We start from the raw sequence: 11,425 nt of genomic DNA, 5'->3' as shown, positions 1-11,425 counted from the left end.
ATCAATTGCCCCACTTGAACAGCGCGATCAGATCGCTCATCTTATGTATCTGGAGATAGTTCATCTTTGCATTCCTATAAGGTAGTATGACCGCGGTAAACACTACCAGGTCATCTTTTTTCAGGAAACCCTCTTTCCAAAGCTGTTTTGCGCTCTCGATGATATGCGAATAATCCTTGCTGACAAAATTAATGCCGAGGCAAATGCCCGTTACTCCCCACAAAAGATTGAATTTTCTTGCCTTTTCGATCTTGTCCGTTACCGCCAGTATCATCTGGTCAAGCTTGTACCTGCTTATCATCCTTGCGGCATAACCCGACAAGGTTATACAGACAACCTTGTCTATCGGCATCTCTTTTGATATCTCATATATACTTTTACCTATTGCGCTGGGTATTGTCTTTTGGGTCATCGATGAATCTATGACTGCGGATCTTGAAAAGTATTTTTCTGCTTCGTCCGCCACGGAGCGCATGACCTTTACCGTATTGACCGGGTCTATCCCCACGGCTGTCTCCCCGGACAACATTATTGCCGAGGCGCCGTCCATTATAGAATTCGTTATGTCCGTAACCTCTGCTTTTGTGGGCTGTCGTTTTTCTATCATGGAATGGAGCATCTCCGTCGCTACTATGACCGGCCTGCCGCTGCTGTTCGCCGCTATGATCGCTTTCTTCTGGATCACCCCTATATTGGCAATAGAAGTCTCGGCACCCAGGTCTCCTCGGTCTATTAGGATCCCGTCCGATTCTTTCAGGATACTTTCTATATTGTCTATGCCGAACTTGTTCTCTGTCTTTGCTATCACCCCTATTCCGCTGTTTCCCAGAAGTTTTTTCACTTTTCTTACATGTTCGCCGTTTTCGACAAACGACAGCCCCACCCAATCAACTTTGTTCTTTATCGCGAACTTAATGAGTCTTTTATCATCTTCAGTTATAAGAGGCGTATTGACCTTGACGTACGGGACATTCAACCCCTTGCCGCCTTTGAGTTCCCCGTCGGTGAGTATCCTGCAGAACACGTTCGTGCCTTTTACCTCGACAACCCTGAATTTCAACGTCCCGTCATCGGCTAGGATAATATTCCCTCTCTTAAGGTCCCTGTGCAGACCGCTGTAATTTACAGCCACTTTATCGGAACTTTTATACCCTTTTACCGAAGTAAATATTATTGTCTTTCCATTTTTAAGCTTGTAGGTATGCTTAAATTTAGCAGTCCTGATTTTTCTTCCCGGCAAATCCAGAAGGATCGGGATGTTCTTGTCGACCGATCTTATAAGTTTAATTGATTTTTCATGCCAATCAAGAGTGTTATGAGAGCCGTTCAGTCTGGCAACATTCATCCCGGCTTTCGCAAGTTTTTCCAGTGTTTTCCTGTCACACGAAGCCGGGCCAATAGTGCAGACTATCTTTGTCTTATCCATTATTTGCTCCTATTCATAAAAAAGGTGATGCGCCTTAAATTCTCTTACCAGGACGTCGTAAACCTCAGGCCTGAAGATCTTGTGCTTCGGCTGATCCCCCTTCTTGATGATGCTTCTTACGAGAGTCCCGCTTATTTCCTGGTGATATTTTTTATTATGGCCGCAGGTCTTTTCTGTGACTATAAGGTCACATTTACTGCAGTAAAGAGGCTCTTTGAACCTCAAGATTGTGATCCCAAGATCCCTTATCCTGTCGAATATATCGTGCGCCTCGTATTTGCCGTAGTACCCTCCAACACCCGCGTGATCCCGGCCGACGATAAAATGGGTACAGCCGAAGTTTTTTCTTATGATCGCGTGAAACACAGCTTCTTTAGGTCCGGCATAGCGCATTGCTGTCTTTAAAGTGCCAAGAACGATGCGCTTTCTCGGATAATAATCTTTTATGAATTCTCTGTAGGCTTTTATTACGGCTTCCGCGGTAAAATCGCCCGGTTTTTTCCACCCTACTATCGGCTGAAGAAAAAGGCCGTCCACCAGCTCCAGAGCGCATCTCTGGAGATATTCGTGGGCTCTGTGAAGTACATTTCTTGTCTGAAAACCCGCAATGGTTTTAAGATCGAGTTTTTCGAACATCGTTCTCGTCTGTCTCGGAGACATATAACTGCCAAAATGTCGGGCCCTCTTGTGGACAAGTATCTTTCCGCCGATCAGGTACTCTTTCATGTTATGGACAAAGTTTACCCCGGGGTGTTTTTTGTCATTTGTTCCGAAGACTTTTTCTGCATGAAGTTCTTTATTGTGCGCATAGACATCCTCGACCTCAACTGACGCAAATAGTTTGCCTTCTTTATTTCGAATTCCTACCAGTTTTGATCTTCCTGCCGCAATGGCTTCCGCCTTGTCAACATCAATAAGTATTGGTATCGTCCATGGAAGATCGCGAAAAACACCCTTCATTACTACACTGTTAAATTCTTTAGCCGTCATAAACCCTTCAAGCGGGCTGAAAACACCGTCCGCGATATTATACAGGTCAGACACCACAACATCAGACACAGTGACCTCATGATCATATGCCGGGGTTTTCACCGGGAGGTCGTATCTGTCGATCAGTTTTCCTCCGTAAGGTTTGTTCATTATTTTCTGATTTCAAAAACTCCTTTCTTGATAATACCTTGTCTCATCAGTAAAGCAGTGCTAATTACCTTCTTTCTGATTGCCGTAATCAAAATTCCCCTATGACCGTGCACGGCATGCTGTCAACACCTTCAAAATAAAGTGGTACCGTGAATACCTTTTTAAGGCCGGCAAGATCGCCGCTCAAATCCATATCTTCTATCAGGAGCACAGGTTTGCCGGTTTTTGCATCAGGATCAAGGAAAGTATGGTGCGCTCGCTTTCCTTCCGGCCTTTTTTGAAAAGCAGTTATCGATATCGTATCGATACCGACGGCGCGGATACCGGGACATTTTTCCCTGATCCACAGGGCTGCATCTGCTGAAATTCCCGGATTGTTCAACCGATATTTTTCGCTTCCCCTGAATTTAAAAAATCCGGTCCTTATCAGCAGCAGGTCACAGCCGGCCGAGTCCTTTATGTCATCCGGCATGACCAGTTTGTCTTCATTTTTCGGACAATCCATCATGCGCGGTCTTTCAAAAATAAATTCCTCTGCACCAAACTGGCTTAAAGACCTGCCCTTGGCATGGAAATGCTTTGGGGCATCGATGTGTGTTCCGCTGTGGTTTGAAAAAGTAACGTAAGCCGTATCACAATCATCACCCCTGCTGATCTGCTTGCATGGCTCGATCATTACAGGCCTTGTATCGCCATACATGGGGGTCTTTTCATTTAAAGGATACGACAGCAATCTATACATTTTTACCCACCATGCTTTCAAGTTCAGAAAGATCTTTTATCCTGCTTTCGATCTCAAGACCCTTGAACGGATCTTCTTTGTCGATCCTACCTATAAACCTTATCCCCAGGTCTTTTACCCCGATATAATCGTCGATCGAATCCCCGATAAAAACAGTTTCCTCAGGCTTTAGATCATATTTTTTAAGAATATACCCGTTAAGCTCGGTCTTTTTCTTGGGTGATCCCAGCACTTCCTTGAAATATCCGGAAAGTTTCCTTTTTCCTGCAATTTTCTTAATCTCACTATCGGGTGTTCCGGACACGACAAACATGAGAAAGTCATCTTTGTGTTTTTCAAGAAATTCCTTCGCCCCTGCGACAAACGGACATTTCACGACTTTTTCATATGCGAATTCTGTGAGTTTTTTGCTTAAGATCACCTTTTCTGTTTCTGTAATATTTTGACCCAGGAAATCTCTATATATCCGTTCGAACTTTTCCATCCTCCCCATCCCCCCATGGTCAAGGTGAAATCTAACGATCTTATCTGTCTTATCAGGATAATCCTTAAATAGAAAAGCGAATCCATCGGCTTTTATATCCATTGATTCAACGATCACCCCGTCAAAATCAAATATTATGGCCTTGGTTCTTGTCATTTTGCGGCATATATCCTTGTGATGAGATCAAGTATCCCCTGACCCAGATCAATATAATTATTGCTCTGTATACGTTTTGCTATCTTCGGGCTGAAGACATACGGAGTGATTTCGTAGTGCTCGGTTGAATCGACGGGTAGGTATTCGAGCTTTATCTTGTTATTCAGTATTTCCCTTATCATCACCATAAGGTCTTTTATCTTCATCTGCTGGTGGCCGGCTATTATCACGTACTGGTTATTGTAATCATCTGACAGTATGTCCGCGCTCAGCCTGGCAGCATCCAGCACGTGGATGTACTCGCGCAGTTCCTCACCGTCGCCGTGCCTGGTGATCTTATTTTCTTTCAGCGCCTGATTTACCACCCTGTGTATCCAGTTGTTTTCATCCGCTCTTGGCCCGTATAGCGATCCGTATCTCAGTATCGTAAAATCGAGGCCATAGATATCGTGGTAGTTCTCTATCAAAAGCTCGTTCGCCTGCTTGCTGCTCCTGTAAAAAGAACCCGCCTTGCTGTAAACATAAAGAGTACTGGCAAAGACAAACCTCTTGACCTTTGATTTCCTGCAGGCCTCGAGAAGCACGGTGTTTCCGTATATGTTATTCTTTACTGTTTCAAGCGGTTTTATTTTTGCCGCGTCCATGTCCGCTATTCCCGCGAAGTTATATACGATCTCCTGTCCCGCCACCGCCTTGCTGACGCATTCAGGATCAGTGACATCACCTATGATGCTGTTTTGGCCTTCTTTTAGATAAGGCGACTTTATCAGGTCAAATACCGTGACTTTGTGCCCTTTTTCTGTCAGCGCGTCCGCCACGTGGCTGCCCAAAAAACCCGCGCCCCCGAATACTATGATTTTCATATTATTTCCTCCAGTTCTATATAATTTTCTTGGTTAATAACCCAAATATTTTTGCCTGACAGCATTCCATCCCTCGGTCGAAGTTTGCATTTCCGGCCTTTTCTTTTTCATTTCCCCTGTTTCAAATACCTTTCTGGCCACAATAATTTGATGAGAGCGGAAATGAGGGGAGAAAGAAAATGCAATTTTCAACAAAGCCATTACTGCTTTTTTAATGTTCCTTATGATTTTAATTTTTAGCCTTCTGTCTATTTTGCTGTTATCAACAGATTGGCGTTGTCTTTCTATCCTTCCATTGTTTAAATAATATTCGCCTTGTTTTCTGTCAAAATACTCGTGTTTTTCAATTTCAAAACCGCTGTTCCGTAACAGCCACATCAAATCTTCTTTAGAATATTCTCTGAAATGGGGGCGCCAATCTCCGATGAAATACATGTTTGTTAACAACGGATGCGGCAATGGCGTTTTCCCGAGCAACATTAGGATCGCATTATTCGCATTAGTTATATTGTCAGTCGTCAGAATAAGCCATCCGCCTTTTTTTAGGGAGTGATTGGCAACGTCAAGCGCATTGGTGGGATTAGCCAGATGTTCTATAACATCCAAAAAAAGAACTATATCTGCGTCAGAACAATCCAGTTGATTGACTTTTTTAGGCATAAAATAAGATGGGTCCAACTCAGTTTCATGTAACTTTATTTTTAATTTCTCCATCTCCTTAATAAAATCATCGGTAAAACCCAATCCAACTCCGATATAGTCAAAATTATCATTCAAAAAGAGATCTCGGAATATTTTCGGAACAACTCCGGGGAAAACCCCAAAATCAACGACTTTTGATTTGTTTTTCCCCCATATTTTAGAGACCTCATAAAATACTTTGAAATATCTATAGAACGAAATGATTAGATTATTTTTACCTTTGTATTCAGCACGAAAATCATTTCTAGCAGTATCAAACTGAAAAGGCTTATAATTTTCTGCATATTTCTTGAACAATTGATAACATTCTTTTTCAGTCATCATTTATTGCTCCTCCCGTTAGCAGTAGCTTCCTCAAGTCCACGAATAAGATTTTCGACCGCTTGTTGTTCCATATTTATCCTGGACTCCTTCGCGTAAGATCCTATGTGAGAAGTCAATACCGCATTATCCAATTCAATGAGTTTTCCTTGATACGGTTCCTTTTCAAAAGTGTCTATGCCTGCTCCCGCCAGTTTTCCCGACTTTAAAGCCTCATAAAGAGCCTCCTCGTCCACAAGACCGCCCCTTGAAGCATTGATCAAAAACGCGCCGTTTTTCATATTTGAAACAGCTTTTGCATGTATCAAATGGCCTGTTTTACTGCCGGGGACATGCAGACTTATAATGTCTGAACCGGCGATCAACTGATCAAAAGAAAGATATTTTTTGCCGTCAGGATCTTTTGCAACATCATATGCCGAAACATTCGCGCCAAAGGCCTCTGCCAGGCGTCCAACCGCTTTTCCTATCCTTCCATATCCGATGATCCCGACATTTTTGCCTTTTAAAAGATTTCCCATCGGTTTATTCCATTTGCCATGCCTGATCTGCCTGTCAGCTCCTGATATCTTGCGCAGGCAATCGAGCATGAGACCCAGCGTCAATTCAGCAACTGCATCTGTCGGCGCGTCAGGCGTATTAAAGACCATGATATTGAGGCCTTTGGCGGCTTTTAGATCCACATTATCAAGTCCCGCACCGCAGCGGGAGATCACTTTTAAGCTTTTTAATTCCTTCAGCACTTCCGCTGTCAGGACTTCAGTACCCGCTATAAGACCCTGCGCGTCCTTAGCAAGAGATATCAGCTCTTCACCAGAGAGCTTCTTGCGCAGCGGATTCACCTGGAATTCCATACCGTGGTCCTTTAACATTTTAAGCGGCTGATCTTCATACTCCGCGAAAGTTGTTGTTGATATAAATACTTTCATTTTCTGCTCTTTATCGTTTTTGCCGGCACACCTGCAACGATACTATACGGGGGTACATCCTTCGTCACTACGGCGCCGGCCGCGATGATAGCACCTTTACCAATCGTCACATTCGGCAAAATGACCGCGTTGGCTCCTATCCAAACATCGTCCTCGATAATTATTTTGCCGAACGAATGCCCCTGATCTCTCATGGGAATATCTGTCCTGTTAAAAACATGATTTGATGCCCGCAGAACCACATTTGGGCCGATCATTACATCATTTCCTATGATCATCTCTCCTCCAGTAGCACCCATAAACACATTATTGCTGCAACTAAATCTGTTTCCGATTGTTAGTTTCGCTTGATTTGCATCTATAGTGACTCTTGTGCTAAATGTCACGTGATCCTTCAAAATAATATTTTTTGATCCGGAAATAATGCCTTCAATATCAATATTGAATTTTGATCCGCAATGCAGAAAGGCTCTTTTCCAGTATTCCCGCCTTAACTTATACCCGATCCTGCCGGGATAATTGCGCAGCAACAAACGCACAACATCAAGGATCTCTTCAATAAACATTTGAAAAATAATCTTCATTGATTTCCTTTGCGAGCGATCGCCATCATGTGGGAGCTAAAATTATTTTTTGTTATCCATTCCTGGAGTTTTTCTTTTGCCTGCTCATTGCCTTTTTGAGATAAAAGCTTCCACAATCTTCCGGGATCCTGCCCTTCTTTCCGGTAAGCTCCCTCAACAATATCCCAGTCCAGTTTTCCTGGAGTGGTTATAGATTCAACGGCAAACCCTTTTTTTTCAAGTAATATTCGCATTGAATCGGGGTTGAAAAAGTTGAGATGGTGCGGGGGAGAGACGCTCTTTGAGCGCTCCCACAGTATCTGAATGTCAAAACCCTCCCCATTCAGCGTCGAAAGAAGCAGGTGCCCGCCTTTGGACAGAAGAGAGTGTATCTTTTCAAGAAAAGAACCCGGGTCCTGCAGGTGCTCAAACAGCTCAAATGCAGTTAAGACCGAGAATTTGCCGTCCCATCCCGTGACATCCTCTACCGCATTGCGTATCACGGTAAAGCCTTTTTTAGTGCATATGTCCGACATTTCTATAGAAGGCTCGATAGCCGCCATTTTTGCTTTCTTCCAGACCTTGCCAAGTTCCTCAAGAAAGATACCGAAACCCGCCCCGACATCCCCGACAAAACCTTCCGGCTCTTGTAACCTGCCGCTGACAAGTTCTGCCCTGGGTTTGAATAATTTTTCCCTGCGCACTTCCGCCACTGGAAGAAAGAACTCTTTTACCCAGAAATCCCCGGACTTTGAAGACGAGTAGAAATCCGTGAGCGCCTTCAGCGTAGGCCTCGGGTTGGCGAACAAAGTGCCGCATTTATTGCAAAGCACGTATTTAAACCCGGATTTTTCAAATTGAAAGGTGTTCTCGTCCGAGCCGCAGGCCGGACAAGCCGCGTCTATGAACGCGCCCTTGTCTTTGAAGATCGTATCGATATCTTCCTTTACCAGCTCAAGATACTTGTTAAATACGTCGCGCTTTCTGATCTCTTCTTCTTTCATTTGCCCTGCCCTTTGTATTTTTTTATCAGGCTGTCAGGGCGCATCGCTTCCTCGACATCTTTTAAGTCCTGTTGCGTGTCAACGCTGTATGTCTGCCTGTCATTCCTGATCATTTTTACCTTATAACCATGCTCCAGCACCCTAAGCATATCCACCGATTCCACTATCTCAAGAGGAGTTGGCACAAGCTCGTTGAATTTCAGAAGAAAATCCCTCCTGAAAGGGATTATGCAGACCTGTTTGAACATCGGAACTTCTTTTGCCCCTTTTTTCCAGGAAGGGATCGGCTCCCTCGAAAAATATAGTGCAAAATTATCGTTATCGCATACCACCTTGACCTCATTGGGATCTTCCTGCTCTTCTTTTGTCATTGGCGCCATGAGGTTGGAGACAAAGATATTCTTGTCGTCTATGAGCGGCTTCACAGCATCGTCGATCATGTCAGGATACAGCATCGGCTCGTCGCCCTGTATCATCACCACGATATCGATCTTCTCCCCTGTTTCCTTTTCTATCTTCAGCATCGCCTCGGCCGCGCGGTCAGAGGCTCTCTCATGCGTATCTTTGGTCATCACAGCCTTTGCACCAATGGAATTGCAATATTCAAACACTTCCTTATCGCACGTCGCCACATACACTTCATTGAGCGTCTTACACATCCTGCTCCTGAAGTACACGTGCCCGATCATCGGGATGCCAAGTATCTTTGCCAGTGGTTTCCCGGGAAATCTGCTGGACGCCATGCGCGCGGGAATTATTCCTATAATATTCATTTACATCTCAGTTTCATTTTTTCTTTGCCATTACCAGCATATGGCTGGACAAGCCGTTCTCCGATAAAAACTTCTGGAATTTTTTTCGTATACTCTCGTCCTGTACCATAAGGCTGTCAAGATATTCATTTTTTTGCTTGAGGGGAAAGCCGACCTTTTTTCCGTTCAAAATAATGTCCACATCAAGTATCCCCGGCGTTTCGGCAGATATCGTTTCAAACCCGGCCCTGTTAAGCAGCATAGACAGCGAGGCCGGATTGAAATAATTGAGGTGTTCCGGCGGTGTAATATTCCCGGTCTTTTCCTTAAGTATCTGAAAATCAAAACCCTGCCCGTTGGGCGTGGCGATCGAGACAACACCCTTCGGGCGAAGCGCATTCGCGCATTTTTTCAGAAAAGTGAGCGGATCAAACAGATGTTCCAAAAGATCGTTCATACAGATGAGGTTGGCAGATGAATCAGAAAGATCGGTTACTGTGCCAAGGCGTGCATTCAACCCTGATCTTTTGCATTCAGCCACACAGTCCTTTGAGAAATCAAGCGTTATCACATCTGAAAAGAAACCGGTATTTTTGAGTGCTATAGAAAAGGCTCCCGATCCGGCACCTATGTCAACAGCGAGGCCGCCGTTTTTTCCGCGCTTTTTCATAAGATCAACAATTTTTTCCGCGCGCGGAGCATACTGGAGAGCCTTTCTGCTTGCATCCGCTTTTACAAGCAGTTTGGTCCACATTTTAGGCGCTTCATATTCATTATAATAAACACCTAACAGCTCGTCATTCGGCCTCGGAGAACAGAACAGGGTCTTGCATTTATCGCAGATCTTATGTGTAAAACCGTATTTCTCAAAAGCTTTTTCACCCCTTTCACCGCAGGCAGGGCAATCTATATCGATAAAACTGTCTTTATACTTTGAGAAAAAAGCAAAGCCGTCTTTCTCTCTTTGGAGAAGCACCTCCTCGTAGGCGCCCTTCGGCCGCATCAGATCAAATTCCTTCACGCTATTATCCTTTTCTTATATCATTAACCGCGTTTGACAGGGCGTTTGACAGATATATAGTATCCATTCCATAAGCGATAAAAGTGAAGCCCTCTTTTATCTTTTTATTGAGCTCTCCTGCGCCTGGTTGAACAAGATGGAATCCCAGCGCGATCTTTTTGCTCTTTACCTTTTTGCTGATCTCTCCGATTACTTTTATAAACTTTGTGTCATTAAATTTCCCCGGGATACCCATGGAGCCGGAAAGATCATACGGACCGATTATCACCGCATCAATCCCCTTTATTTCTAAAATTTCATCCAGATTCCTTACTGCATCTATATGCTCTATCTGGACCACTAGAATGCTACGTGAGTTTGACGCCGAGATATATTCCTTAAATTTCCTGCCATAACCATGCGCCCTGCCCAAACCGAAGCTCCTCTTGCCTTGGGGGGGATATTTTACGGCCTCAACCGCTTTTTGGGCATCATCAGCAGAGTTGACCATAGGAACGATCACTCCGGCCGCTCCCGCGTCCATCACACGCCTAATGGTGCTGGCATCATTTACATTGAGCCGCACAAGGGGAACCGACCCTGCAAGATCAATCACCTGTATCAGCCTGAAAACGTCCTTCATATCTATCAAGCCATGTTCCATGTCGATCGCCAGCCAATCAAATCCTGACTTTGCCATTATTTCCGCGGTAAATGTATCCGGGATTTGGATCCAGCTTCCAACCGTCAGTTTTTTTTCGCCAAGCCTCTTCTTCAGATTTTCCATGTTCTTCTCCTTATGCTTTTTCAAGTATCACAGACAGATCTATGATGATATTATTCAAATAGTTGCCCAGAAAAAACACCGCCTTTTTCAATAATTTATTCTTTATTTCTCTTTTTTTGGATCTGAAGGATGGTGAAAACGGGTACAAAACCGGATTTAAAGAAATAATCCTGAACCTGGCTTTTGTGTAATAGTGCCTTTCCCTGCATTCTTCCCTGTCCGGATCAAAAAAATTGAATACTTTTTCATGAAAACCACGCCTGTGCGTCGGATCGGCCACGGCGCACCAGCTATTCCAATAAGGTACCTGTATAATAAGCCGCCCATTTTTTTCCAAGATCCTGCAAAGCTCTTCCATAGATCCTATAAAATCCTGAACATGCTCAAGCACATCGATGAGGACTATTTCATTAACACTATTATCCTCAAAGGGCAGCCTAGCATCAAGATCAACTGCTTTATCCACCCCTTCTATTGCTACTTTGTCGCAATTGATATAACCTGGCCTGATATCATTGCCGCAACCTATATTTAGTCTTATTTTTTCTTGTTGCAT

12 protein-coding genes and 1 pseudogene are annotated in these 11,425 nt (G+C 44.0%); all 13 read right to left on the bottom strand.

Annotated features, from left to right (window positions below; translation table 11 throughout):
• Position 1: 1 nt before the first annotated feature.
• A complete protein-coding gene (gene pyk, locus NTZ10_02990; GenBank protein MCX5749193.1) occupies positions 2 to 1,426 on the bottom strand; it encodes a pyruvate kinase in 1,425 nt (474 codons plus the stop codon).
• A gap of 9 nt (positions 1,427 to 1,435) precedes the next feature.
• A complete protein-coding gene (gene sat, locus NTZ10_02985; GenBank protein MCX5749192.1) occupies positions 1,436 to 2,566 on the bottom strand; it encodes a sulfate adenylyltransferase in 1,131 nt (376 codons plus the stop codon).
• An 88-nt stretch (positions 2,567 to 2,654) separates the two neighbouring features.
• Positions 2,655 to 3,308 (bottom strand): cyclase family protein, encoded by a 654-nt coding sequence (locus NTZ10_02980; GenBank protein ID MCX5749191.1) that lies wholly within the window; start codon positions 3,306 to 3,308, stop codon positions 2,655 to 2,657.
• The gene (locus NTZ10_02975) at positions 3,301 to 3,948 is read right to left on the bottom strand and encodes an HAD-IA family hydrolase (GenBank protein ID MCX5749190.1); all 648 of its coding nucleotides are present in this window, start codon (positions 3,946 to 3,948) and stop codon (positions 3,301 to 3,303) included. The genes NTZ10_02980 and NTZ10_02975 overlap by 8 nt, the downstream gene beginning before the upstream one ends.
• Complete coding sequence (locus tag NTZ10_02970; protein ID MCX5749189.1) at positions 3,945 to 4,811, bottom strand: NAD(P)-dependent oxidoreductase; 867 nt, start codon at positions 4,809 to 4,811, stop codon at positions 3,945 to 3,947. Before NTZ10_02970 ends, NTZ10_02975 begins: the two co-directional genes overlap by 4 nt.
• 33 nt (positions 4,812 to 4,844) lie before the next feature.
• Positions 4,845 to 5,837, bottom strand: coding sequence for a methyltransferase domain-containing protein (locus NTZ10_02965; protein MCX5749188.1), 993 nt, complete (start codon positions 5,835 to 5,837; stop codon positions 4,845 to 4,847).
• Positions 5,834 to 6,763, bottom strand: a complete 930-nt coding sequence (locus tag NTZ10_02960) for a phosphoglycerate dehydrogenase (protein ID MCX5749187.1) — start codon at positions 6,761 to 6,763, stop codon at positions 5,834 to 5,836. The genes NTZ10_02965 and NTZ10_02960 overlap by 4 nt, the downstream gene beginning before the upstream one ends.
• A gap of 29 nt (positions 6,764 to 6,792) precedes the next feature.
• Positions 6,793 to 6,924, bottom strand: a pseudogene (locus tag NTZ10_02955) (DapH/DapD/GlmU-related protein).
• A 419-nt stretch (positions 6,925 to 7,343) separates the two neighbouring features.
• Positions 7,344 to 8,330 carry a methyltransferase domain-containing protein gene (locus NTZ10_02950; protein ID MCX5749186.1) on the bottom strand — a complete coding sequence of 329 codons (987 nt, stop codon included), beginning with the start codon at positions 8,328 to 8,330 and terminating at the stop codon, positions 7,344 to 7,346.
• On the bottom strand, positions 8,327 to 9,103 hold the full coding sequence (kdsB, locus tag NTZ10_02945) for a 3-deoxy-manno-octulosonate cytidylyltransferase (GenBank protein MCX5749185.1): 777 nt from the start codon (positions 9,101 to 9,103) through the stop codon (positions 8,327 to 8,329). The genes NTZ10_02950 and kdsB overlap by 4 nt, the downstream gene beginning before the upstream one ends.
• Positions 9,104 to 9,116: 13 nt before the next feature.
• Positions 9,117 to 10,103, bottom strand: a complete 987-nt coding sequence (locus NTZ10_02940; GenBank protein MCX5749184.1) for a class I SAM-dependent methyltransferase — start codon at positions 10,101 to 10,103, stop codon at positions 9,117 to 9,119.
• 4 nt (positions 10,104 to 10,107) lie between these two features.
• The gene (locus tag NTZ10_02935) at positions 10,108 to 10,869 is read right to left on the bottom strand and encodes an aldolase/citrate lyase family protein (GenBank protein ID MCX5749183.1); all 762 of its coding nucleotides are present in this window, start codon (positions 10,867 to 10,869) and stop codon (positions 10,108 to 10,110) included.
• Positions 10,870 to 10,879: 10 nt separating this feature from the next.
• Positions 10,880 to 11,425, bottom strand: a complete 546-nt coding sequence (locus NTZ10_02930; GenBank protein MCX5749182.1) for a methyltransferase domain-containing protein — start codon at positions 11,423 to 11,425, stop codon at positions 10,880 to 10,882.

This window comes from Candidatus Saganbacteria bacterium, assembly GCA_026387835.1.
In the GTDB taxonomy this organism is placed as follows: Bacteria; Margulisbacteria; WOR-1; order JAKLHX01; family JAKLHX01; genus JAPLKZ01.
This window is presented reverse-complemented; position numbering and strand designations above follow the sequence as displayed.